Annotated in this window: 22 protein-coding genes and 2 pseudogenes; 12 read left to right on the top strand and 12 right to left on the bottom strand. The window is 65.4% G+C overall.

What is annotated here, in order from left to right:
• Positions 1–20: 20 nt before the first annotated feature.
• Genes GGR03_RS06005 through GGR03_RS05995 form a run of 3 tightly spaced genes read right to left on the bottom strand, consistent with a single transcriptional unit; the run spans position 21 to position 2,657 of the window.
• Positions 21–848, bottom strand: coding sequence for an ABC transporter permease (locus GGR03_RS06005; protein WP_246367605.1), 828 nt, complete (start codon positions 846–848; stop codon positions 21–23).
• Positions 841–1,653, bottom strand: coding sequence for an ABC transporter ATP-binding protein (locus tag GGR03_RS06000; RefSeq protein ID WP_183206637.1), 813 nt, complete (start codon positions 1,651–1,653; stop codon positions 841–843). The genes GGR03_RS06005 and GGR03_RS06000 overlap by 8 nt, the downstream gene beginning before the upstream one ends.
• On the bottom strand, positions 1,653–2,657 hold the full coding sequence (locus GGR03_RS05995; RefSeq protein ID WP_246367603.1) for an ABC transporter substrate-binding protein: 1,005 nt from the start codon (positions 2,655–2,657) through the stop codon (positions 1,653–1,655). Before GGR03_RS05995 ends, GGR03_RS06000 begins: the two co-directional genes overlap by 1 nt.
• A 181-nt stretch (positions 2,658–2,838) precedes the next feature.
• Between GGR03_RS05995 and ssuD the strand changes: the two genes are divergently transcribed.
• The 5 genes from ssuD (at position 2,839) to GGR03_RS05970 (ending at position 7,526) form a co-directional block, all read left to right on the top strand.
• Entirely contained in the window at positions 2,839–4,020 is a 1,182-nt protein-coding gene (ssuD, locus tag GGR03_RS05990) for an FMNH2-dependent alkanesulfonate monooxygenase (protein ID WP_183206636.1), read from the top strand.
• Positions 4,021–4,355: 335 nt separating this feature from the next.
• Positions 4,356–4,814, top strand: coding sequence for an RrF2 family transcriptional regulator (locus tag GGR03_RS05985; protein ID WP_183206635.1), 459 nt, complete (start codon positions 4,356–4,358; stop codon positions 4,812–4,814).
• 28 nt (positions 4,815–4,842) lie between these two features.
• Positions 4,843–6,207: an FAD/NAD(P)-binding protein gene (locus tag GGR03_RS05980; RefSeq protein WP_183206634.1), complete on the top strand. Its 1,365-nt coding sequence runs from the start codon at positions 4,843–4,845 to the stop codon at positions 6,205–6,207.
• Between the two features lie 112 nt (positions 6,208–6,319).
• Entirely contained in the window at positions 6,320–6,955 is a 636-nt protein-coding gene (locus tag GGR03_RS05975; protein WP_183206633.1) for an RBBP9/YdeN family alpha/beta hydrolase, read from the top strand.
• A gap of 82 nt (positions 6,956–7,037) precedes the next feature.
• A complete protein-coding gene (locus GGR03_RS05970; protein ID WP_335631429.1) occupies positions 7,038–7,526 on the top strand; it encodes a flavin reductase family protein in 489 nt (162 codons plus the stop codon).
• Positions 7,527–7,587: 61 nt separating this feature from the next.
• Here the strand turns inward: GGR03_RS05970 and GGR03_RS05965 are convergent, their stop codons facing one another.
• Positions 7,588–7,731: a hypothetical protein gene (locus GGR03_RS05965; RefSeq protein WP_183206631.1), complete on the bottom strand. Its 144-nt coding sequence runs from the start codon at positions 7,729–7,731 to the stop codon at positions 7,588–7,590.
• 129 nt (positions 7,732–7,860) lie between these two features.
• Positions 7,861–8,178, bottom strand: a complete 318-nt coding sequence (locus GGR03_RS05960) for a hypothetical protein (protein WP_183206630.1) — start codon at positions 8,176–8,178, stop codon at positions 7,861–7,863.
• A gap of 341 nt (positions 8,179–8,519) precedes the next feature.
• On the opposite strand from GGR03_RS05960, the gene GGR03_RS05955 reads away from it, so the two are divergent.
• Entirely contained in the window at positions 8,520–9,437 is a 918-nt protein-coding gene (locus GGR03_RS05955; protein ID WP_183206629.1) for an MBL fold metallo-hydrolase, read from the top strand.
• Positions 9,438–9,741: 304 nt separating this feature from the next.
• Here the strand turns inward: GGR03_RS05955 and GGR03_RS05950 are convergent, their stop codons facing one another.
• Positions 9,742–10,038, bottom strand: a complete 297-nt coding sequence (locus GGR03_RS05950) for a hypothetical protein (RefSeq protein ID WP_183206628.1) — start codon at positions 10,036–10,038, stop codon at positions 9,742–9,744.
• A gap of 252 nt (positions 10,039–10,290) precedes the next feature.
• Here GGR03_RS05950 and GGR03_RS05945 point away from each other — a divergent pair, with 252 nt between their 5' ends.
• From GGR03_RS05945 to GGR03_RS05930, 4 genes are read left to right on the top strand one after another with little or no spacing between them, the layout of a single operon-like run.
• Complete coding sequence (locus GGR03_RS05945; RefSeq protein WP_183206627.1) at positions 10,291–12,795, top strand: PAS domain-containing protein; 2,505 nt, start codon at positions 10,291–10,293, stop codon at positions 12,793–12,795.
• Positions 12,792–13,439: a response regulator transcription factor gene (locus GGR03_RS05940; protein WP_183206626.1), complete on the top strand. Its 648-nt coding sequence runs from the start codon at positions 12,792–12,794 to the stop codon at positions 13,437–13,439. The genes GGR03_RS05945 and GGR03_RS05940 overlap by 4 nt, the downstream gene beginning before the upstream one ends.
• A complete protein-coding gene (locus GGR03_RS05935) occupies positions 13,436–13,813 on the top strand; it encodes a response regulator (RefSeq protein ID WP_183206625.1) in 378 nt (125 codons plus the stop codon). Before GGR03_RS05940 ends, GGR03_RS05935 begins: the two co-directional genes overlap by 4 nt.
• 1 nt (position 13,814) lies before the next feature.
• On the top strand, positions 13,815–14,531 hold the full coding sequence (locus GGR03_RS05930) for a response regulator transcription factor (protein WP_183206624.1): 717 nt from the start codon (positions 13,815–13,817) through the stop codon (positions 14,529–14,531).
• Positions 14,532–14,645: 114 nt separating this feature from the next.
• On the opposite strand, the pseudogene GGR03_RS05925 reads toward GGR03_RS05930, so the two are convergent.
• The 4 genes and pseudogenes from GGR03_RS05925 to GGR03_RS05910 all read right to left on the bottom strand — a co-directional run bounded on the left by GGR03_RS05925 (position 14,646) and on the right by GGR03_RS05910 (position 17,859).
• Positions 14,646–15,398: pseudogene (locus GGR03_RS05925) on the bottom strand (SDR family NAD(P)-dependent oxidoreductase).
• Between the two features lie 149 nt (positions 15,399–15,547).
• Positions 15,548–15,961 (bottom strand): cupin domain-containing protein, encoded by a 414-nt coding sequence (locus GGR03_RS05920; RefSeq protein WP_183206623.1) that lies wholly within the window; start codon positions 15,959–15,961, stop codon positions 15,548–15,550.
• A gap of 94 nt (positions 15,962–16,055) precedes the next feature.
• Positions 16,056–16,886, bottom strand: a complete 831-nt coding sequence (locus GGR03_RS05915; RefSeq protein WP_183207053.1) for an alpha/beta fold hydrolase — start codon at positions 16,884–16,886, stop codon at positions 16,056–16,058.
• Between the two features lie 214 nt (positions 16,887–17,100).
• Positions 17,101–17,859, bottom strand: coding sequence for an SDR family oxidoreductase (locus tag GGR03_RS05910; RefSeq protein WP_183206622.1), 759 nt, complete (start codon positions 17,857–17,859; stop codon positions 17,101–17,103).
• An 858-nt stretch (positions 17,860–18,717) separates the two neighbouring features.
• Here GGR03_RS05910 and GGR03_RS24205 point away from each other — a divergent pair.
• A pseudogene (locus GGR03_RS24205) lies at positions 18,718–18,972 on the top strand (SOS response-associated peptidase family protein); the annotation flags it as partial.
• A 260-nt stretch (positions 18,973–19,232) separates the two neighbouring features.
• Here the strand turns inward: GGR03_RS24205 and GGR03_RS05900 are convergent.
• Positions 19,233–20,846, bottom strand: a complete 1,614-nt coding sequence (locus tag GGR03_RS05900; protein WP_183206620.1) for an MBL fold metallo-hydrolase RNA specificity domain-containing protein — start codon at positions 20,844–20,846, stop codon at positions 19,233–19,235.
• 257 nt (positions 20,847–21,103) lie between these two features.
• On the opposite strand from GGR03_RS05900, the gene GGR03_RS05895 reads away from it, so the two are divergent.
• A complete protein-coding gene (locus tag GGR03_RS05895; RefSeq protein WP_335631434.1) occupies positions 21,104–21,460 on the top strand; it encodes an Hsp20/alpha crystallin family protein in 357 nt (118 codons plus the stop codon).
• 76 nt (positions 21,461–21,536) lie between these two features.
• Here GGR03_RS05895 and GGR03_RS05890 read toward each other — a convergent pair whose 3' ends face one another.
• Complete coding sequence (locus tag GGR03_RS05890; RefSeq protein WP_183206618.1) at positions 21,537–22,790, bottom strand: MgtC/SapB family protein; 1,254 nt, start codon at positions 22,788–22,790, stop codon at positions 21,537–21,539.
• Positions 22,791–22,920 lie beyond the last annotated feature (130 nt).

Below are 22,920 nucleotides of genomic sequence, written 5' to 3'. Positions count from 1 at the left end.
GGCAGGGCATGCTGGCAGACCTAGCGTTGCATACCCCATTTACGGACGGTCATGGCCTCGAGTGCGCGGAACACGACGCCTTCTACGAGAAGGCCGATGATGATGACCAGCGCGAGCCCGGCGAACACCTTGTCGGTGAAGAGCTCGTTACGGTTGCGGAAGATGTACCAGCCGAGTCCACCCTGGCCTGACGAGACCCCGAAGACGAGTTCGGCCGCGATGAGCGTGCGCCAGGCGAAGGCCCAGCCGATCTTGAGCCCATAGATGATCGAGGGGAGCGCCGCCGGAATGAGGATGCGGAAGACATAGGCCGGGCCTCTCAGGCCGTAGTTGCGCCCGACGAGTCGCTGGGTCTCCGGGACCGCATCGAAGCCGCCGAGGGTCGCCAGCGCGAACGGCCACAGGACCGCATGGACGAGCACGAAGAGAAGGCTTTTCTCGCCGAGCCCGAACCAGAGCATCGCCAGGGGCAGGATCGCTATGGCGGGAAGCGGGTTGAACATCGAGATCAGCGTGCGCAGCGTCTCGCGCGCGAAACCATTCGCCACCGCCAGCGAAACGAGTAGGAACGCGATCGCTACCGCCAGCGCATAACCCTTCAAGAGTACCGACAGGGAGGTCCATGACGAGGACACGAGGCCCTCGTTCAGAAGTCCCTCGGCGAGCGCGGCCATCGTCTGCGTGAAGCTTGGAAGCAGGATGGGCTTTGCCGTCCAGACGGCCGCCGCCTGCCAGGCCAGAGCAAGGACCGCGAGTATGGCGAGCTTGCGAAGCGAGGCGACGCCCCATTCGGGCAGCGCGATCGGCGCGGCGAGCGGCCCGGGACGATCTCCGGCGATCTCAGACATGCGCGAGTTCCTCCTCGTCATGTTCCTCGAACAGAAGGCCGTTCACCTCCTTGACTACCCCATCGAACCTGGCGCCGCCGCTGTTGCCGAGATCGAATTCGGCCGTGTCGAAAGTGGCGATCGTCCGCCCGGGATGCGCCGATAGGAGATGCAGACGAGTGCCGATCAGGATCGCTTCCTCGATCGAGTGCGTGACGAAGAGGAGCGTGAAGCCTTCGTCCTCGGCGAGCTTCAGCAGATCTGCCTGGAGGCGCCGGCGCGTCAACGCATCGAGCGCCGCAAACGGCTCGTCCATCAGGAGAACGTCGGCGTTCGTTACCAACGCCCGCGCGATGGCGGCGCGTTGCTTCATGCCGCCCGAGAGCGTGTGCGGATAGACGTCGATCGCTCGTTCCAGTCCGACCTTGCGAAGGGCTTCCTCGGCCCGTTCCCGAGCCTCGGCACGCGGCACGTCGGCGGCCACACGAAGCGGGAAGGCGACGTTCTCTCGGACCGTCTTCCAGGGCAGCAACTGGTCGAACTCCTGGAACACGACGATGCGGTCGGGTCCGGCACCGGTGACGCGGCGGCCCTTTACGTTGATCTCACCCGACGTCGGGGTGATGAACCCCGCCACCGCCTTCAGGATCGAGGACTTGCCGCAACCCGAGCGTCCCAGGAGCACCAGCCGCTCGCCCTCGTAGGCCGAGAAGCTGACGTCGTCGACGGCGCGCAGCGGGCCCTTGGCCGTGGTGTAATCAAGCGTCAGGCTACGCGCCTCGAATGCCGGAGGCGGTTCCGGGAAAGGCTCGGTGCGGGCCAACATCAGCTTCCCTCCTCGCCGTGGAGTTCCTCGAACGTGTAGTCCTTCCAGCTCGTCGCCTGCTTCTTGATGGCACCGGTCCTGTACAGGAAGTCGGCGAAGTCGAAGGAGCGCGCCGGCACCAGCGTGTAGAGTGAATCGGGCGACTCCAGCAGGGACTGGACGAAGGCTGGGTCGAGGCTCGAGTTCTCGACGCGGACATAGGTCTCGGCCGCCTCGGCCTTGTTCGCCTCGATCCAGGCGGACGCTTCCCGGAAAGCCAGGAGGAAGGCCTCGAACAGCTCCGGATGCTGTTCCCGGAAATCGACGGTGGCGTAGACGTAGGTGGGCGTCACGGGTCCGCCGAGGATGTCGTACGAGGAGAATATCCGATGGATGCTCGGATCCTCCAGCGCACGCTCCTGGAACGGCGAGTTCGAGAGGTGCGCCGCGATCTCGGTCGAGCCCGAAAGCAGGGCCGCCGTCGCGTCCGGATGCGGCAGGGAGACGGTGTTGTTGTCGAGCCGGGCATGCTGGCCTTCGCCGAAGGTCTTCTCGGCGGCCATCTGTAGGATGCGGGACTGGACCGAGACGCCGACCGCAGGGAGGGCAATCTTGTCCTCCGGCTTGAAATCCTCGAGGCTCTGGATATCCGGGCGTGACGTGATCAGGTAGTTCGGCTGGTGGGCCAGACCGCCGATGATCTTCACGGCGCCGTCGGTCCGGTCCCAGAGGGTCAGGAACGGGCCGATGCCCGCCGCGGCGACATCGACGTTGCCGGACAGGAGGGCATCGTTGATCGCCGCTCCCCCCGACAGTTTCGCCCACTCCACCTCGACATCCTCCAGGCCAAGCGCCGCGGCATGCTTCTCGAGGAGCTTCTGGTCGCGGATGACGTGAAGCGGCAGGTAGATCGTCCCGAACTGCTCGACGATGCGGATCGTTTCCGCCGACCAGGCGCGGTCCATCGACACCGGGGCCATAAGGAGTGCGGCGGATGCGACGAGGCTGCGTAGGAAAGCTTTCAAGGCGGTTCTCCTTGCCGTTGCCCCGATCCATCGGTGGCGATGAGGAGAAGCCTATGCCGCCGCCAGTCAGCACGACGAGCAATAATCTACTCAATCTATCGTATAAATAGACTGATCGTTCCTGTCCGGGGACCGGCCGCGCGGATACGTTTGTCATGCCCATTCGCCAGCGAGGACGACGATGACCGGTTCCGACGCAATTCCCGAGAAAATCAAGGTGCTCTGGTTCCTGCCAACCCATGGCGACGGACGCTACCTTGGCGCAGCCGAAGGTGGCCGCGTGGTCGACATCGGCTATCTGAAGCAGGTGGCGCAGGCGGCCGACCAACTCGGCTATTATGGCGTTCTCCTGCCGACGGGCCGCTCCTGCGAGGATTCGTGGGTGGTGGCATCGGCACTCGCGCCGCAGACGCAGCGGCTGCGCTTCCTGGTCGCTGTGCGCCCGGGGCTGCTCTCTCCCACACTGGCCGCCCGCATGACCGCGACACTGGACCGGATCTCGGGCGGGCGCCTGCTCATCAACGTCGTGACGGGCGGCGACCCCGTGGAGAACGCCGGCGACGGGATCTTCCTTGCTCATGACGAGCGCTACGAGGTGACGCGCGAGTTCCTCGACATCTACAAGGCAGAGCTCTCGGGCGAGACAGTCAACTACGCGGGCAAGCACCTCAGGATCGAGGATGGGCAACTCCTCTTCCGCTCGCATCAGCGCCCCTATCCGCCACTCTATTTCGGTGGCTCGTCCGACGCCGGGATTGAGGTCGCGGCCAGCACCATCGACAAATACCTGACCTGGGGCGAGCCGCCCCAGGCGGTTGCCGAGAAGGTCGCGAGGGTGCGCGAGGCGGCCGGAAGGGTCGGTCGGGACATGTCTTTCGGGATCCGACTCCATGTCATCGTCCGCGAGACGAACGCGGAAGCCTGGAAGGCAGCCGAGAACCTCATCTCCAAGCTCGACGACGAGACGATCGCGCGGGCGCAGAAGCAACTGGCCCGCCAGGATTCGGTCGGGCAGAGCCGCATGCGCGCCTTGCACGGCGGTGACCGCACCAAGCTGGAGATCAGCCCCAATCTCTGGGCCGGGGTCGGACTGGTGCGCGGGGGCGCCGGCACCGCGCTGGTCGGGGATGCCGAGACGGTTGCCGAATGGATCGACGAGTACCGCCGCGTCGGCATCGACACGTTCATCCTCTCCGGTTACCCGCATCTGGAAGAGGCCTACTCCTTCGGCGAGCGGGTGCTGCCGCGGCTTGCCCTGGACCATGACGATCCTCGCACGAGCGCGCCGGACGATCTCAAGGCGGTCGGCGAGGTCATCGCCAACACCGCCATTCCGGAGCGCCGCGTGGCGAGCGCGTCGTGAGACGGCACGGTGGAAAGCACCTCGATCGCATGAAACGGGCTCGGGATACCGTCCTGATCGTCGCCAGCGTCTCCCTGGTGGTCGCTGCCGTCATGGGCATCGGCCCGTTCGATCCTGCGCCTGCGTCTCTTGACAAGGTTCGGGAGGGCGGCCCGTTGATCATGGCTCAACGAACCGCCGCGGAACACCCGCGTTGATGGGGCTGCGGCGGAGCATCGGACGATCTGCCGAGACCGGCCCGCCGGTCGGGGCTGGCGTCGGGGATCATGGCGGCCTAATTGGGTTCGGGATCGTTCGATCCGATATGCCTTCCCGAGTGATGAGTGCTCCCCGCGATGCTGACGATGAAGGGCAAGTACGGCCTCAAGGCCATGCTACATCTGGCGGAACTGCCCGAGGGCCAACGCGCGCTGTCGGAAGAGATCGCATCGGCCCACAACATTTCCAAAAAGTTCCTGGACGCCATCCTCGGCGAACTGCGCACCGCGGGGATGGTGCATGCCCGGAAGGGGCGCGGGGGCGGGTACGCATTGTCGCGGCCCGCGGACGAGATCCGGGTCGGTCATGTCCTGCGCGTGTTGGAAGGGCCCTTAGCGCCGATCCCCTGCGCCAGCCGGACAGCGTATCGGCGCTGCGAGGATTGCGTGAACGAGCGTGTCTGCTCGGTACGCCGGATCATGCTGGAGGTCCGGAACGCGATCTCGGCCGTGCTCGACGAACGGACCCTTGCCGATGTCGCCAATGCAAGCGGTTCCATCGAGGTGGAATTCCGGGAACTGACAGCCAACCTTTAAGGCAAGATCCGGCCTCTCGGGTGGGACGATGACCCCTGAACGGATCCTCATCGTCGGTGGCGGCGCGAGCGGCGTTATCCTCGCGGCGCATCTATTGCGAGACAGTGACGCTCGTCTCGACGTCAGCATTGTCGAGAGACGTCCGACGATCGGGGCAGGTGTCGCTTATGGCACTGAGGAGCGGGACCACCTCCTCAATACCCGCGCCGGGGGGATGAGCGCCTTTCCGGACGATCCCGATCATTTCTGGCGGTGGCTGACGGAGAGCGGCCATGCCGCCCGACTGGGCTGCGCCGATCGCTTCTGCTTCGTTCCCCGCCCGGTCTACCGGGAGTATTTGACGAGCCTTGTCGCGCCGTGGATGGACGACGGGCGCCTGCGCGTCATTCAGGGAGACTGCGTCGACCTCGTCGCCTTCAAGGGCGGCGTTTCGGCGACCCTCGCCGACGGGCGAACCGAGATCGCAGGCCTTGTCGTGCTGGCGACCGGCCATGCGGTTCCGGAGTACGATGACACCACACCCTATTCCGGCCCCTGGTGCAGCCGGGAGGAGCTGGGCATCGGCCCGGACGACGCCGTGGTCATTGTCGGGACCGGCCTCTCGATGGTCGACAATGTCGCGCTTCTCAGGGCAGGAGGGCACCGCGGTCGGATCGTCGCCGTGTCGCGCCGCGGGCTCCTGCCGCAGGTCCACGCACCCTCCGAACCGCTCAAGCTCGACCCGGCCGACATCCCCTTCGGCACGAGCGTAACGTACCTTCTGCGGTGGCTACGCCGCACCGTGCGATGGGCCGAGGCGGAGGGCAGCGATTGGCGCGACGTCATCGACGCGCTTCGCCCGCACACGCAGGCGCTCTGGCAATCGCTATCCGTGGATTCGAAGCGTCGCTTCTTGCGTCATGCCCGGACCTTCTGGGAGGTGCACCGCCATCGCCTGGCCCCGCAGGCCGCGGCCTCTCTGCAAGTGGCACTTTCGGAAGACCATTTGCAGATCCTCGCGGGGCGCCTCGAAGAGGCTCGCCGTGACGCGGGTCGCATAGCGATCAGGATCCGGCGCCGGGGCGGTGATGCGGTGGCACTTGATTCAGACCGGTTGATCGACTGCACCGGGATCCTTCGCGATCCGACCGATGGCAGCGGACGACTGGTAGGGCGAATGATCGACCGCGGCGCGGCACGACTGGACCCGCTTCTGGTCGGGATCGATGTCGACAAGCATTGTGCGATCGTCGGGGCCGACGGGATTTCCTCGCCACGGCTCTATGCCGTTGGCCCCGTCACCCGCGCCCGGTTCTGGGAGATAACCGCGATACCGGACATCCGTGCGCAGTGTGCCGCGTTGGCGCGGACACTACGCGACCGCCGGGAGACACTTGCCCCCACATCGGGCTGAGGACCGCGGTCCATCATTCCTCATTAGTCTACCGAATTAGTATATAATGTTTTCCCGCCCCCCAGCCCGGGCGGTAATGTTTGCCATCGCAACGAGAGGAAGCGGTGCTCACATGATCGAGACCCTGATTGTTCCCGGGCTGAACGGTTCACCTCCCGGTCACTGGCAATTCCATTGGGCTGAAGGCGATGAGCGGGCCGAGATGATCGAGCAGGAGAACTGGTCGAAGCCGCTGTTCACGGACTGGCTTCATGCGCTCGAGGCGCGGATCGCGGGATCGGTGCCCGGGGTCATCCTGGTCGCCCACAGCCTCGGCTGCTCGCTCGTCGCCGCCTTGGCTAGCCGACCGTCCGCGTCGCATGTCGGCGGGGCTCTGCTTGTGGCCCCGGCCGACGCCCGGGCCCTTTCCGAGAGGTATCCGACGGTCGGCGCGTTCGCGACCGCGGCGAATGGCGCGCTCCCCTTCACCTCGCTCCTGGTCGCCAGCCGCAATGATCCCTTCATGAGCTTCGAACAGGCGGAAAGGCAGGCCGATGCTTGGGGTTCTACCCTCTATGATCTCGGCGAGGCAGGTCACATCAACATTGCCAGTGGCTTCGGCCCTTGGCCCGACGCCATGACGCTCGCCGACGGGCTGCGGGGGCGCGCGGCCCGATCCTCGACCGCGAACGCCCGGCCGCGAAGCTGGTGGAGCGAGGTCCGGCCGCATCTGGCGCGCGGACACGACACCGGGACCGGCGTCCGTTGAGCCGGCGTGAAAGGGCGATCCGGTGTCTCCTCTTCCCCGGTCTCCATTGATGCTCGTCGCTAATTCCCGGGCGGACGAGGTCGTGACACATCACGGCCTGCGGCGCGCGATGCGGGGGCTCGCCGGTGGCGTCAGTGTCGTAACGGCGGGTCCCGAGGGTGACCGAACGGGGGCGACGGTGACGTCGGCCCATTCGCTGTCGATGGAGCCCGAGACCATGGTGGTAAGCATCAATCTCGGCTCTTCGACATGGGAGGCCATTCGTCGGTACGGGTACTTCTGCATCAATATTCTCAGCGTTGACCAGCGCGAGGTGGCCGAACGTTTCGCGGGGTTCGGCGGACTGAAGGGCGAGAGTCGCTACAAGGGCGCGAACTGGTACCAGCTCGCAACGGGCGCCGCGGCGCTCGATGGCGCGCTCGCCTCGATCGACTGCGAAGTAGAGGAGATTATCGCGCGCCACAGCCACGCGATAATCCTCGGCGCGGTCCGGGCCGTCGCGGCAACCGGAGGGACGGGCCTCATCTATGCAGACGGTCGCTACGGCTCGATCACGGATCGTTCGGTCTGAATGGCTGGATGCCAGGTAAGCCAAGAGCGCCGATCTCTGCCTTCGGTGAGCCCCAGCCGGCTCAAAATACGCCGTGCAGATACTGCCAGGCCGCGCCTGCGACGGCTGCGCCAAGAAGCACCGGCACCGCCCCCAGCCGAAACCGGAACAGGGCGACGGTCGCGCCGCAGAAGAGAAGGAGCGCAACGGCGGTCAAAGGGTTCAACGACGCGCTCCGGCGCGAACTGCTCGCCTCCGATCGGAACGTGACTGTTCGCTGTCGGCCTAGTCGGTGCGGTTCCTGGTGAGCGGACTGATCCCCGATGAGGCTACCTAAACGCGCCGCCGTTTCTGATCAGCGGAGGTCAGGCGCGCTCCAACCGGTGGCCTCGTCAACCCAAACCTTCTTGCTTTGCTTGTCGTAGATGCACAGCATCTTGCCCTTGGCACCCTTGAGAGCCTTCTGAGGAAAGACGCCGGTGACCAGCGTCGCCACCTTGTTCAGCGTGTCGTCGAAGAGCACCAGCTCGGACACGTGAGCATGTTTCAGTCCGCTGGCCGCAGCGCATTTCTCGGCGACCGCCAGGTTGAGATCTGCCCAGGCATCGTCGGACGACGCGTGCGCGGCAGTCGCCGCCAGCAGGAGTGGAAGGGCGATTAGGAGTAGGCGCATCAATGAGTTCCCTGTCGGCGGTCGGCGCAGCCCCAGCGTCGGCCGCGAATTGTACAGGCGTCGTCTGGGCAAACAGCGTGTCAGTCGTATGGCATCCGGGTCTCGCCTCCTCAGTCGCTCGAGCATCGGCAATCGCGCGGGTTCCCATGAAGAGGACCAGGACGAGAACGATCTCGGTTCAGAACCAATGACCGAGCCCCACACCTGACATGCACATAAGGCCGAGGAATACCTATCCTCCCGCGCTGCTAATCCTATCCCCCGATCCAATCGTTTGACGATGCTCTCCGACTTACCGTCGCAAACGCCGCGCGTAGGGCGACGGTCTGAAGGAGATAGATATGAGCTCGAACAACACTTCACATTTCGACCGGCCGGAATCAGGCGAGTTGGTTCCGTCGCGGTACGCGGTGCAGGTCGGCGAGATCGACGTGCTGATCGTCAGCGACGGGGTGCTCCCCCTGCCGACCGAAATGCTGGGACACAACGCCGACCCGGCCGCACGGTCCGCATGGCTCGAGAACATGTTCCTGCCGCCGGACGCCTTCGACTGGTCGCTCAACGTCGTCGTCGTGAAGAGCGGCGATCAGACCATCCTCGTCGACGCAGGGCTGGGGCTGGACCCAAACCTCAACCTGCCGCGGGCCGGACAGTTGATCCAGCGGCTGGAAGCCGCCGGCATCGATCTGGCCTCGGTGACCGACGTGGTGCTCACCCACATGCACATGGACCACGTCGGCGGGTTGCTCGTCGACGGGGTGAAAGAACGCCTGCGTCCGGATCTGCGGATCCACGTGGCGGCCGCCGAGATCAAGTTCTGGGAATCGCCCGACTTCTCCCATGTTTTCATGCCGCCGGGGTTCCCGGACGCGCTACGGGCGACCGCCAAGCGCTTCGCGGAAGAGTACCGAGCCCATTTTCGGCCATTCGAGGAGGAGCATGAGGTGGCACCGGGCGTGGTCGTCCGTCGCACCGGCGGTCACACGCCGGGGCACAGTGTGGTGCGCCTTTCGTCCGGTGGGGAACGACTGACCTTCGCCGGTGACGCCGTGTTCACGGTGGGATTCGAGCAGCCCGACTGGCACAATGGCTTCGAGCATGACCCCGAAGAGGCCGCCCGTGTCCGGCTTCGTCTTTTGCAGGAACTGGCGGAAACAGGCGAACAGTTGGTGGCCACCCACTTGCCGTTCCCGTCCGTCGGCAGGGTAGCGGTCGCTGGCGACGCCTTTCGTTGGGTCCCGGCCTACTGGGACTACTGACCATCCAGCCCATCCGTCGAAGGCCGAACGGGGCGCGCACTCATGGATGAGTTCGCGCCCTTTTCTTGTCTTCGGAGACTGCCGCCGTGAACGACGTAAGACAAGGTCGGTACCGCCCTGGACGAGGAACACGCGCCTGTCGGCAGACGATTTCTGTTGAGCGGTGTCGACGCGGGAAGGGCCATCTAGCCCTCGACCTGGATTCGCCGCCGTCGCGTGCGACCTGATCGCTCGATCAGGCTTGATACGCGCCGCCTTCACCCCGCGAAGCGATGAACTGACGGGGAGGGTGCAGCCTCAGGTGTCAGCCACGCATGACTGACCTGATCTTCCGGACGAACGCAGATGGCGTGACCGAACGGTCCTGGAAGGATGTTGTCGCATCGGCGATGAGTTCGCCCCGCGGCAGGAGCCCGGCCAAGCTTTCTTCCAGCTCCGGATGAGCGGCCAAGAGCGTGTCGATGGACTGACGATCGAGCTCGTAGATTGTGACGCGACCCGCTGCACGCAACGTGGCCTCCTCGCCGCGTTTTCGTCGACGATAAGCAACATGTCCTGGGACCTTCGGCTTCCTAAGGCCGACCGGATCGATCGGCCTCAAGAGCATGCTCGGGATGGGCACGGCGCGATATCACGCCCGCTGGCAAGTCGGCTCCGCTCGAGGTGTCGCCCCGACTGGCCGTAGGGACAGGTGTATCTGTTGGAGGCGCGTCTCATGGTTTTCCATCGGATGCTTCGGCGTCGCCTGAAGCTTATGGTGCGACGAAGACCCTGATCCCCGATGATCCGCGATCAGCACCAGGGAGAGTGAGATGTCGTTCGCCATTACCGGTTTGGCGGGGGCAAGACGGTGATGACTTTGGAACGTCCCGGCAGACGGCTCACCGTCTCGCTTGTGGCCTCTGCCCTGGGACTGAGCCTGGCCACGATGACCATGTCGCCGCTAGGTTTGCTGGCTCCGATCGCCGCGCTCTTTTCATTGGTGCGCGGAAGGGCAGCCCGGTTGCTCTTCGCCATCCTGGCGGCGGCCGTCGGATGTGCTCTCCTCGTCGCCCTTGTCGATAATGACCTGCGGACACAGGCCTTATCGCTGACGGCATTCCTCGCCGCGGCCATTTCGATCGCCGCCATCGTCTCGGCAAGCTTGCCGTCGCCCATTCCCGACGCGTTATCCCCCGGGACCCGCGACGATGCTGCCAGCAGAGCGGCATCACCTCTCGCCCGCGTGCATCCCGAAGACCGTGAAGCGGCCGAGCAGGCGATCTCGCGGGCGTTTCGCAGTGGTATCCCACAGATCATCACCTGCCGGCAGCGGCAGACCGACGGCTCCTACCGCAACGCCGAGTTTCGCGCCGACGCGGGGTACAGCGTCAGCGTCCCTGTCAAGCCGATGGTTCAGACCCCGGATGAGCCCTGGACCACGGCAGAGGAGCTAGGAGAGACGGCGGACGCCGTGCGGGCCGCCAAGGTCGTCGAAGCGTTACACGGCGCCGCATTTGCCTTCGATCCGAGCGGGACGTTCACCTACGCATCCCCGGTCGCGCAGACCTCTATCGCGATGACGCTGGAAACCTTGAACCGGCGGCTGGGAGAGAAATCATTCATGGACGGCGGCGACCTGGGCTGGAAGCTTGGGGTGCACCCGGACGACTACGAGGCCGCCGCGGCGCGGCTGCGGACCTGCCTGCGGACCGGCGAACACTTCAACTTTGAGTATCGCGTCCTGCGAGCGACAGGCGACTATGTATGGCACCAGTTCGCGATCCGACCCACTCGCACCCAAGACGGACGCATCACGGGTTGGTACGGGCTCGGCTTCGATATCGACGTCTACAAGAAGACCGAAGCGGCTCTGCGCGAGCGCGAAAAGCGCTTGCAGCAGATCATCGACACCGTGCCCGCCCTTATCTGGTGCATTAACCCCGCGGGGATACCCAGCTATCTGAACAGGCGGGTCACGGAAGTCACCGGCATCACGCTGCAAGACATGATCGGGCCGGACGGATCGCGTTCGCTGGCGGTGATCCATCCCGACGACCGGGAAGCAATGGACGCGGCCCTCACGGACTCGATATCGACTGGCAAGCCGCTTATTGCACGCTACCGCCAGCGCCGCGCCGACGGCCAGTTTCGCTGGGTCGACAGCCGCGCCGAGCCATTGCGCGACGAGACCGGCGCGATCGTCGAGTGGTACGGCGTATCGGTCGACATCGAGGACCTGATCGCGACACAGGAAGCGCTGCGGGAGAGGGAGCGGTTCCTGTGGCAGCTCGTCGAGACGCTTCCGGCGATGATCGACTGCGCCGCGCCGGACGGCGAACCCGTCTACCGCAGCCAGCAGCTTCGGGAGTTCCTCGGCTTCGGCCTGGACGAACTCGACGAGGCGGGCAAACCGCGATTGGCGGGAACGCTCGATGCAGGCGTCCACCCGGACGACGTGACGAGCGTCAGGGAAATTTACGCCCACTCGCTGGCTACGGGCGAACCCTACGCCCGCAGGCATCGGCTACGTCGGTTCGACGGCGCATATCGGTGGGTCGAGACCCGCGCCGCGCCCATGCGAAATGGCGACGGTGACATCGTGCAATGGAACGTCATCTGCCTCGACATCGACGGGGAAGTGAGGGCGCAGGACGAGCTGCGTCTTGCCCGTGACCGCCTGGCGCGCGCCAGCCAAGCAGCGAGCCTTGCCGAGCTCTCGGCCTCGATCGCGCATGAAGTCAACCAGCCGTTGATGGCCGTGGTCGCCTATGCCAACGCCTGCCAGCGCTGGCTGACGGTCGATCCGCCGAATCTCGAGCGGGCGAGGGGCACTGTGGAGCGTGCCATCGACAGCGCCACCACGGCGGCGGACGTCGTCAGCCGGATCCGGTCTTTGTTCAAGCATGCCACGGACACACGAACCGCCACATCGCTGGAAACCGTCATCATGGCGGCGCGTGACCTGATGGCCGAGGAGGCGGCGCGGCTGAGCGTGCGCGTGGATCTGCGGATAGAAGCCGATCTCCCGATCGTCACAGCCGATCGGATCCAGATCCAGCAGGTGCTGATCAATCTGATGCGCAATGGCATGGAAGCGATGGAGACCATGCCGCGTGGTAGAGCGATGGACATGCGGGCCTTGCGGCAGGGGGTGGCGATCCGGGTCGAGATCGGCGACCGTGGGCCCGGCATCGAAAACCCTGAAAAGCTGTTCGAGCCATTCTTCACGACGAAGCAAGCGGGGATGGGGATGGGGCTCGCCATCTGCCGCTCCATCGTCGAGTCCCACGGGGGACGGCTATGGGTCGAGCAGAACGAGCCGTGCGGTGCGCGGTTCGTCTTCACGCTGCCGGCCGCGCCGTTGGTGGCGCCATGAGCACGGGCGAGCCTGTTGTCCTGATCGTCGACGACGATGCGGCCATCAGGGACTCGCTTCGCGAACTTCTGGAGGCGCACGGACTGCGATCGCTCGCCTTCGGCTCCGGCGGCGAGTACGTCGCGGCACAAAAGCCGGACGCCCCCACCTGCCTGATCCTCGACCTGGAGCTTCCCGATATCAATGGGCTCGAGTTGCAGGGTCAGTTTGCAGCAGGCGATCACCCGCCGATCGTCTTCCTTACCGGGCACGGCGACATCCCGTCCTCGGTGAAAGCGATCAAGCACGGGGCGGTGGACTTTCTGACCAAGCCGGCCCGTGGCGAGGATCTCATGGCGGCGATCGAGGCGGCGATCGCGCAGGATCGAGGGACCCGGTCCGGACGCGCCGAGCTCGAAGCGTTGAGGCAACGCCATCTCGCCCTGACGCCGCGCGAAAGGGAGGTGCTGCCGCTTGTGGTCGCTGGACTTCTCAACAAGCAGGTGGCCGCGGAGCTCGGCATCAGCGAGACGACCCTGGAAGTCCATCGACGGAACGTCATGCGCAAGATGATGGCGGCCTCGTTCGCCGATCTCGTGCGCATGGCCCAGAGACTGGGAATACCAATCACCCACTCCCGTCGGCCACGGGGAGAATACGATTGACCAACGCAAGACCGATCGTTGCGGTCGTCGACGACGATCCAACCGTCCTCGACGCGCTGGAGGAGCTTCTGGAGTCGAGCGGCTACGCGACGCTCTGCTTCTCGTCGTCCCTGGAGCTTCTCGCGAACGGTCTGCCCGACCTGGACGTGTTGATCACCGATATCGGCATGCCAGGCATGGACGGCTTTCACCTGCGAGACCTCGTGAGACAGGACCGTCCGGCCCTCCCGGTGTTCCTGATCACCGGGCGGCATGAACTGGCGGAGCAGGGGCGTGCACCGGGCATCGGGGGCCTCTTCCGCAAGCCTTTCGACGCGCAGATCCTGCTCGCCGCCATCGGCGACGCACTGAAACAACCTGGCAAAGGAGAGTGACATGCAAGCTGATCTTTCGCCCGCACGGGAGCGGGCGCGGCCAAAACGGTCGAGGCTCGAAGATGCAGAGCGGGCTGTCGTCGTCATCGTCGACGACGACGAGGCCGTTCGTGAATCTCTGTCGGAACTGATCCTGTCGGCAGGCTTCGAGGTGCTGGATTTCGCCTCGACCCGCGACCTTCTGGAAGCCGATGTGCTGGAGAGGCCCGGATGCCTGGTGCTGGATGTGCGCATGCCGGGCGCGAGCGGGCTGGATCTGCAACGCCAGCTTAAACAGCTTGGCAATCCCAAGCCGATCATCTTCCTGACGGGACACGGCGACATCCCGATGACGGTCGAGGCGATGAAGGCCGGGGCCATCGACTTCCTGACAAAGCCTGTCCGGGACCAGACCTTGCTGGACGCCGTGAGCGCCGGCATCGCGCTGGATGCCGACCGTCGGGCGAGGCATATGATCGTGACGCGGAACATGGAGCGCCTCGGGACGCTGACGCCGCGCGAGCGAGAAGTCCTCTCCGAGGTCGCCCGGGGACAGATGAACAAGCAGATCGCCTACGCGCTCGGCATCAGCGAGGTCACGGTCAAGCTGCACCGAGGCAACGCCATGCGGAAGATGGAGGCTAATTCGATCGGGGCGCTGATAAGGGCTTGGGAGACGTTGCCAGCATCGGTGCGTGAGGCGAAGCCTGGCAGGTCGCTGACCCTGACCGCCTCCTGATCGCTGTCGCTGAGGGTACGCGCTGACCGGTCGGCGGTCAGGCGGTTTCCATAGGTGCTGTGGGAGGGGCCGATCCCCGGAAACGGCCTGTCCGATCGCGTTCCGGCATGTGACTTACGTCAGGCCGAGGCCGCCGTCGATCGAGATGATCTGGCCGGTGACCCAGTCACAGTCCGGATCAGCGAGATGCAGGATCCATCTGGCGACGTCTTCCGGCTTGCCGCGTCGCCCGAGCGGAATTTGCGCGCGCTCCGTCGCCTCGACGGCCGCCGCCTGTTCCGCGGACAGGCCCATCATCCCGGTCAGTGCGCCGGACTCGGTCGGACCCGCAGCCACCGCATTCACACGAATCCCTTAGGGCGCGAGTTCGAGTGCCCAGCAGCGGGTCAGATGCTCCAGGGCGGCCTTGCTGGCTGCATAGTGCGACAGCCCGGCTCCGGCCTTGTGGCCGAACGTGCTCGAAACGTTGACGATGGTACCCCTTGTCGTGGCGAGGTGCGGAAGGGCTTCGCGGGCGAGGAGGCTCGGACCGACGACATTGACGGCGAGGATGCTCGCCATTGCTTCGGGGCTGACCGCGTTCAGCGGCAAGAGGGCGCCCGCGCCGGCGTTGTTGACGAGGATGTCAAGGCGGCCCCATCTGCCGAGAGCTTCTCCGATGGTCCGGCTGGCATCGACGGGGTCGGCGACATCGGCGATCAGAGCGTCGACGTTCGCGTGCTCCCTCATGGCCTCATCGAGCGTTTGCCGCCGGCGTCCGGTTATCAGCACCTTGGCTCCTTGCCTGGCGAGGCCAATGGCGGTCGCCCGGCCGATACCCGAGCTGCCGCCCGTAACCACAGCAACGCGTCCTTCGAATGTTTTCATGGTCGTTCCCCTGAACAGGGCTGGAGATGCCGGGCGGCGCCCCTTCCGCATTGCCGACGTTGTCGCAGAGCACGAAGGGCCCGATTTCGGGTGCTCACAACGCCGGCGCCGCGGCGTCAGAGCGAACGGACGGTCCGTGGTGTTCCCCCTCACTCGTCCGTCGGCGTCGTGAGCTCGGTTTCCGCTGTGTCGACCACGAACACGGCGAGTAGCCGTGCCGGCTCGGTGGCACTGGCGTTCTCGCTCACGCCGTGGCGGTCGCCTGGATATTCGGAAAAGCTCTCGCCGGCGCTGAAGGTCACCACCGGTCCGTCATTGACCTGGCTTCGGATCGCCCCTTCGAGCACGGTCGCGAAGATGAACGCCGACTCCGGATGGGTATGGGCCGGTGAGGTTCCGCCAGGCTCGTACTCGACAAGCACGGCGCGCATGCTCTTGCCCGGCACGTTGGGAAGCGGGTGGTCATAGACCAGGTTCACCGCTTCGCCCTTCGCATCGTGGGCCTCTGATCCGCTTGCGAGCAGGCCCGCGAGGGCGATCGCACAGAATATCGTTTTCGTCATCGTCCTGTCTCCGTTGGCACATTGATGGGAGGGGCGCCGGCCCCGGGGAGTGGCGGCCGGCGACCCAGGCTCGCGCGGGGAGGCGGCAGCGAGCCTATGACGTGATGAAAGCGAGCAGCTCGCGGTTCACTGTCTCCGCATGGGTGGTACACATGCCGTGCGGCAGGTCGTCATAGACTTTGAGGCTGGCATTCCTCAGAAGACCTGCGGAAAGCGGACCTGAATCTGCGAACGGCACGATCTGGTCGTCCTTGCTGTGCATGACCAGCGACGGTACGTCGATCGTCTTCAGGTCTTCGGTGAAGTCCGTTTCCGAAAACGCCTTGATGCCTTCGTAGTGCGCTTGGGCGCTGCCCATCATGCCCTGCCGCCACCAGTTCTGGACGATGGCCGGGATCGGGGACTTGCCCGGCCGATTGAAGCCGTAGAAAGGGCCGGAAGGGAAATCGACGTAGAACTGTGTCCGGTTCTCGGCGAGCGACTGGCGCAGGCCATCGAACACCTCGATCGGCAGGCCACCGGGGTTGGCCGGTGTCTTCACCATGAGGGGCGGCACCGCGGCGATGAGGACGAGTTTCGCCGCGCGGTCCTTGCCGTGGCGTGCGACATACCGGGCAGCTTCTCCGCCACCGGTGGAATGCCCGATGTGGATGGTGTCCCTCAGGTCGAGGTGATCGATGACCGCGGCCGCGTCCGCGGCATAATGGTCCATGTCGTGACCGTGGCTTACCTGATCGGAGCGGCCGTGCCCGCGCCGATCGTGCGCGATGACGCGAAAACCCTTCTCAAGGAAGAACAGCATCTGCCCATCCCAGTCGTCGGCACTCAGTGGCCAGCCGTGGTGAAAGACGATGGGGCGGCCCGTTCGGGGCCCCCAATCCTTGTAGAAGATCTCGGTACCGTCCTTGGTGGTGATCGTGGTCATGGTGCGGGGTCCCTTGCTGGAGCCAGGTGAGGGTTTCAGGGGCGTAGTGATCGGCGCGGGCGCTGCCGCGGCGATGCGGTTGGCGGCCGTCGTGGCCAGCGCGCCGATGAGAAGCGTGCGGCGGGTGAGGGGGATTGATGCCGTTTGCATGATTGCGATTCCTCGCGTCTGGCGATGGCTCCGCGACTTGGCGCCCGGGTTTCGCCTGTTGGGATCAGCGCGGCGGAAGCGGCGCGCGGCTCAACCAGTCCTGGAAGCGGATCTTGCCGAGGCGAGCGTCCTTCCCGGGAACGAGCGACTGGTCATCCAGCTCGGCCCCGAAATAGCGGGCGTGCGGGTCCGCGATCACGGTTCGGGTGTCGTTCGTCATCTCCAGGAACCGTTCGACCAGGTCACTCATGCGCACCTTGTCGGGGCCGCCGATCTCGATCATGCCGTCCGCCGGCGCGGATACTGCGACATCCGACATGACGTCAGCGACGTCGTCGGAAGCGATCGGCTGGAAATAGGCGGACGAGACGGTGACCTCGTTCCCCACAGTCCCTGACTGAGCAATACCGGGAAGGAACTCGAGAAACTGCGTCGACCGGACGATTGTGTAGGGAACACCTGACTCCCGGATCAGGCGCTCCTGGGCCATTTTGGCGCGCAGGTAGCCGCTCTCCGGCAACCGCTCGGATCCGACCACCGAGAGGGCGATATGATGCTGCACGCCGGCGGCCGCCTCAGCGGCCAGCAGGTTGCGGCCCGCCGTCTCGAAGAATGTCAGGACGGCCTGGTCCTCGAAGGACGGGGAATTGGCGAGGTCGAGCACCACCTGCGCGTCGGCGAGCGCTTCACTCAACCCTTCGCCGGTGATGGTGTTCACCCCGCTGTTGGGCGAGGCGGCGACGACCGCGTGACCCTTGCGACTTAGCCGCTCGACGGTCTTCGAGCCAATGAGCCCGGTTCCGCCGATGATGACGATCTTCATGACGTAGTTCCTTTCATAACCCACGGCGATGCCTTCGAGTGGCTTGTGGGCCCACCGGTCGGTTCGTGCTTGGTTTCGAGTGAAGGGCTGCCGTGTGGGCCTGCCCGAAGTCGATAATGCTTATCCCGGGATGGACCGATCAGAGTGCCTCGGCGGCCAATCCTGTTCCTGAGGTGCCGGGAGCCGTCTGGGACGGCATGACGACCGGGCGCAACGCATGCACTTGAAGATACGGCCAGGTGCACATGGCTCGAGAAGAAGCGATGGGGTGTCGGCGCTCGCTGGAAGGTTTCGCATTTTCGCCTCCGGGACCCGTGTGACCGATGGCAGGAAAATGCTCCACTCTCGTCCGCCCAGCTATTCTTCCAGAGTCTCGATTGGGCACTGCAAATGGCGAGGTCAGCCTATCCCTTCGGCCGCAGCGGCAGAGCTTGGACGGAGCTGAGCCGGGGAAAGCTCGAAGGCATTCGTAGAAGGTTTTGGATGTCCCGGTCTGTTGATCGCGCGCTACCAATCCCACTCGACACGGCTGCGGTCCGGAGTGCTCGAGGATGGCGAGATGCCGCCGCTTTGGGAACGGCCGTCGGCTCAGTCCGCACGAAATTCGATGACCTCCGCGGTTCCGCCGCCGAACAGGGTGGCGATTGTGGGCCAGCCCGGCAGCTCCGGGGAGGGCGAATGGGCCGTCGGCGGGCGCCGGCCTCGCCCGTGCGTTGGCGACCCCGGACGCGGATGCGGCGGCCGGACGACCCGCCCCGTCTACCCGTATCAGTGCGTTGCAAAGGGCGAGTGGCTCGGGCGATCCGACGAGGCCGCCAGCCTATCGACCACCTCAGCGGCCTGTGCTCTCCTCCCGTGATGGGCAACCTCTACTCAATCACCAAGGGCCAGACGGCCATCCTCCAATTCACGCGCGCGATGCGGGACCGGACCGGTAACTTGCCGCCGCTGCCGGGTGTCTTCCCCGACACGACGGCGCCGATCGTTCGGAACGGCGAAGACGGCGTGCGTGTGCTGACGATGGCGCGCTGAGGTATGCCGTCGCCGAAGTTCGCGCTCGAGGGCAGGAAGAGCGATCCCGGCGTGACGAACATCCGGCGGACCAACAGCCCGGCGGATGGCAAGGCTCTTGTAATCCAAGGTGTTGGTGACTGTCGGGTACAGATATTGCTGACTCTTTTTGGTCAGCGGGCGTTGCTCGGATCGGTAGACGCAGGAGAGCCGCTCGCCGCCATGAGTTAACTCCTGCCGCTTCAGGACTTCGGTGGCGCCTATGGGAGGCGATGGCAGCGTTCCCAACGTCCCGATGTCCTCCAACACGACCGCCGGATATCTCAGATGAGGCGCTCATTCATTGACTCCAGCGACTTTGATCAGCTTGTCCGCTGAGGCACCCCTTCTTCGCGCTCAAGGGCCCGGCGCAGCCGCCGGATCAGAACGTTGCGGGTCGCTTCGTCCGGACGGGCTCGCAGAGCGTCGTTGATATCAAGCATCAGACGCGACACGTCGTTGTGCCAATCCATTCGCGCGACTTTCTCGGGCGGTATCCTCGGAGGCGCCGTCCTGTCGAGCCTCCGGCTCCCCATTGGCGTCAGCTCAAAGCTTTCGTCCAGTTCGGGTCGCAGCACATGGGCGGGCTCGACGATATCTTTGAAACGGACGGCAAGACCTTCCATGGCGGCCTCCTCGCCATGCACCAGAAAGACATCATGGCGGATCGGCAGCCGGGCCTTGACCCATTCCTGCAACTCGGTGCCGTCGGCGTGTCCGGAATAGAGATCCAGCGACCTGATCCGAGCGCGTACAGGAAAATCCTCGCCCTGTATCCTGACGGATTTGGCGCCGTCCCGCAGGATGCGGCCGAGTGTGCCCACGGCCTGGAAGCCGGTGAAAAGCACCGTGGCCTCTTCGCGGCTCAGCCAGTTTTTCAGGCGATGGCGGATTCTTCCTGCCTCGCACATACCGGAAGCGGCGATGATGACATGGAACCCCCGCAGCCGGTCGAGAGCCATGCTCTCTTCCTGGGACTCGGTGAAGTGCAAATGCGGCGAATTCAGCCCCTTCATCAGAACCGCCCCTTCCTCGAGATCCCGGTGGTGCTCGGCGAATACGCGGGTCGCCTTCGTCGCAAGCGGACTGTCGACGTAGATCGGAATTGTCGGTAGTGCGCCTTCTGCCATCAGCCGGCCGAGATCGCTGATCAGTTCCTGTGCCCGCTCGACCGCGAAGGAGGGGATCAGCAGCGCGCCGTCGGGGTGCATCGCCGCGCGCACCTCGTCGCACAAGAGCGTGCGGCGGTGGTCGGCGGTGGCATCGATCCGGTCGCGATCGCCATAGGTGGACTCGCATATCAGGTAATCAACGCCGCTCGGACCTTCGGGGTCGGGGTGCATCAACTTGTAGTCGGGACCGATGTCAGCCGAGAACAGAATGCGCATCCGGGTCGAAACTGCCTGGTCCACTTCGATTTCGATGGAGGCGGAACCCAGAAGATGCCCGGCGTTCCAGAACCGCGCCCGCAGGCCCGGCAGCACCAGAAACCACGTATCGTAGGGCTGCGGGCGAAAGAGCGCGAGGCAGGCTTCTGCGTCGCGGCTGGTATAGATGGGGGAGACCTTGCCCCGATTGCGTCGGGCGGCCCGGCGGTTGAACTGTTCCACCTCGATTTCCTGGATATGCGCGCTGTCGGGCAGCATCACTCCGGCCAGGTCGGCAGTGGCCGGCGTGGCATGGATCGGGCCGGAAAATCCTTGGTGAACCAGTTTTGGCAGCAGGCCCGAGTGGTCGATATGGGCATGGCTGAGGATGACGGCGGCGATGCTTTCCGGCTCGAAGGGAAAGGGCCGGTGGTTCAGCTCCTTCTCGGTTTTCGATCCCTGAAAGAGGCCGCAATCGATCAGGATCTGGCCGTGATCGGTTTCAAGTCGAAAGCAGGACCCGGTGACCGCCTTGGCGGCTCCGTGAAACGTCAGGCGGGGGTGACCCATGGGTCGGTCCTTTCGCAGGTAATCTCGGGCGGAAGCGAAGTCGTCACGGCTGGAAGACATAGGTGCCGGGGGCGGCGACCAGCGAGCCAAACCGTGACCTCCTGCATGGCAAGGACCGGACTTTCGGACATGGCTTCAGCTCTACCGCTTGAGACGCCGCCCGCCTTGACCTGCCTCAATCCGGTATGGGCGCCGCTGGCCGCGGCGGAGCCAGGGTCGCGAGCACCCGGCTGTTCCACACCGTCTTCGGGGGCGGGATGCCAGCGGTCGACGTCGCCGAGAAGGATGACGAGTGCGAGATCACGGCGGAGCCGGGGCTCGACGAGAAGGATGTCGAGGTCAAGCTCTCCAACGGGATGCCGACCAGCACCGGCGAGAAGAAGGAAGAGAAGGAAGGGCGCCACAAGGATTACTATCAGTCCGAGCGTCGTTACGGCTCCTTCGGCCGGTCCTTCCCGCCACCGCAGGGTGTCGATCGCGACGCGATCGATGCGAACTTCGCGAAGGGGGTCCTTGCCGTCCGGCTGCCGAAGACCGCCGACTCCAGGGCCGAGGAAAAGAAGATCAAGGTCAAGCCCGGTGGATCCGGTCACGCATCGGCAGGTGACGTCTGATGGCGGCGCCTGCCGGCAGCTGCCGCCGGGGCGGCGAATCCCCGCGGAACTGAGGCGCCTGCGTCCCTGGCTGCTCCTACACGGCGACGTAGGCGATGGCTCCGGCGCAGACGCCGAGCACGCTCGCCGCCAGCACCGGGAATCCGATCGGTTTTCCACCGAGCCAAGCCGCCAGCGCGGCCTTGACGCCAGTGTTGACGAAGACTGCGAGGGTGATGGCCTTCGCCGCTGCGTCGCGCGCCGCCGGCTCGCGGGCGAGCTCTGCCATGGAGACCGTGATCGCGTCGACATCCGCGAGTCCCGAGATCGCTGCCAGTGACAAGAGCCCCGCATCGCCGAACAGCTGCCGCAGGATCACGCTGGCCGCCAGGATCACCGCGATGAGGGCAGCCATCTTGATTGCAGCCGCAAGCTGCAGCGGGTTCCTCAGCGTGAGCGCCGGCTTGGCAGCCGTGCCGTTCCGGAAGAACAGGATGGCGCTGCAGGATGCCAGGACGAGCCCCAACGCTGCAAGGACGGGCATCAGCTCAAGAGCGAACGGAGGGTTGAGGGCGGCGGCAACGAGCCCGACGCGCAGCACCATGACCCCTCCCGCCGCGAGGATCCCCGCCGACAGGAGGAGAGCCGCCTCGGATTGCTGGCGCCCGAGTTTGGCGAGGGTGACGGTGGTCGCAGTCGAGGAGGCCATGCCGCCGGCGATGGCGGCGACGAGGACCCCCATCCGGTCTCCAAGGGCGCGCACCGCCACATAGCCGCCGAAGGAGAGGGCAGCGATGAAGATCGCCATCACCCATATCCGCGATGGGTTTATCGCGTTCCACGGGTCGATCGGGTGGTTCGGCAGGACGGGCAGCAGCAGGAAGGTCATTGCCAGCAGGGTCAGGATCGCCCGGATCTCAGCCCAGCTCAGCATTCCAACCCATCGATGCAGCGGCTCACGGAGTGCGAGCAGAACCGTCATCGCGACGGCCGCCGCGATTGCTGCCGGGATCGAGCCCTCGATGACGAAGGCGCCGAGGAGGAACGTCAGGAGGCCCGAAACGACGGTGGTGGCGGAGAAATTGCCGGTCGTCCTGGCCCCGAGCCAGTGAAAGGCACTGAACGCCGCCGCGTAGCCGATGAACACGAAACCAATCAGCAACGGTGTCGCAAGGGCCGCCGCGATGGTGCCGCTGACCCCGCCGAGCAGCCCGGAGAGCGCGAAGGTGCGCAGACCGGCCGCCCGCCTGTGGCGGGTCTCGTCGCGCGTCTGCCAGCCCCGCTCGAGGCCGACCAGCAGGCCGATCGACAGCGCAACGCCCAACCGGATGAGGAGATCAGTGTCGTCCATATTGCGGAGCGCGAGCCTTCGGCTCAGCCTGGCATCGTCTCCAGCGACGAAAACCCGGACGGCGGACGCGCCCCCGCGTCACCGCCGCGTCCGGCGAGGAGGCAGGCGGCCAGCGGCAACACGTGAAGAC

The organism is Aurantimonas endophytica (genome assembly GCF_014196845.1).
GTDB lineage: Bacteria > Pseudomonadota > Alphaproteobacteria > Rhizobiales > Rhizobiaceae > Aurantimonas > Aurantimonas endophytica.
This window is presented reverse-complemented; position numbering and strand designations above follow the sequence as displayed.

Excerpts from the sequence above, each read along its gene's own strand:
- GGR03_RS06000 (WP_183206637.1), bottom strand. The coding sequence starts at position 1,653 with ATGTTGGCCCGCACCGAGCCTTTCCCGGAACCGCCTCCGGCATTCGAG.
- GGR03_RS05895 (WP_335631434.1), top strand. The coding sequence starts at position 21,104 with ATGCCAGCGGTCGACGTCGCCGAGAAGGATGACGAGTGCGAGATCACG.
- GGR03_RS05920 (WP_183206623.1), bottom strand. The coding sequence starts at position 15,961 with ATGACGAAAACGATATTCTGTGCGATCGCCCTCGCGGGCCTGCTCGCA.
- GGR03_RS05945 (WP_183206627.1), top strand. The coding sequence starts at position 10,291 with ATGACTTTGGAACGTCCCGGCAGACGGCTCACCGTCTCGCTTGTGGCC.
- GGR03_RS05985 (WP_183206635.1), top strand. The coding sequence starts at position 4,356 with ATGCTGACGATGAAGGGCAAGTACGGCCTCAAGGCCATGCTACATCTG.
- GGR03_RS05910 (WP_183206622.1), bottom strand. The coding sequence starts at position 17,859 with ATGAAGATCGTCATCATCGGCGGAACCGGGCTCATTGGCTCGAAGACC.
- GGR03_RS06005 (WP_246367605.1), bottom strand. The coding sequence starts at position 848 with ATGTCTGAGATCGCCGGAGATCGTCCCGGGCCGCTCGCCGCGCCGATC.
- GGR03_RS05980 (WP_183206634.1), top strand. The coding sequence starts at position 4,843 with ATGACCCCTGAACGGATCCTCATCGTCGGTGGCGGCGCGAGCGGCGTT.
- GGR03_RS05975 (WP_183206633.1), top strand. The coding sequence starts at position 6,320 with ATGATCGAGACCCTGATTGTTCCCGGGCTGAACGGTTCACCTCCCGGT.
- ssuD (WP_183206636.1), top strand. The coding sequence starts at position 2,839 with ATGACCGGTTCCGACGCAATTCCCGAGAAAATCAAGGTGCTCTGGTTC.
- GGR03_RS05890 (WP_183206618.1), bottom strand. The coding sequence starts at position 22,790 with ATGGACGACACTGATCTCCTCATCCGGTTGGGCGTTGCGCTGTCGATC.
- GGR03_RS05955 (WP_183206629.1), top strand. The coding sequence starts at position 8,520 with ATGAGCTCGAACAACACTTCACATTTCGACCGGCCGGAATCAGGCGAG.
- GGR03_RS05940 (WP_183206626.1), top strand. The coding sequence starts at position 12,792 with ATGAGCACGGGCGAGCCTGTTGTCCTGATCGTCGACGACGATGCGGCC.
- GGR03_RS05900 (WP_183206620.1), bottom strand. The coding sequence starts at position 20,846 with ATGGGTCACCCCCGCCTGACGTTTCACGGAGCCGCCAAGGCGGTCACC.
- GGR03_RS05930 (WP_183206624.1), top strand. The coding sequence starts at position 13,815 with ATGCAAGCTGATCTTTCGCCCGCACGGGAGCGGGCGCGGCCAAAACGG.
- GGR03_RS05915 (WP_183207053.1), bottom strand. The coding sequence starts at position 16,886 with ATGACCACGATCACCACCAAGGACGGTACCGAGATCTTCTACAAGGAT.
- GGR03_RS05960 (WP_183206630.1), bottom strand. The coding sequence starts at position 8,178 with ATGCGCCTACTCCTAATCGCCCTTCCACTCCTGCTGGCGGCGACTGCC.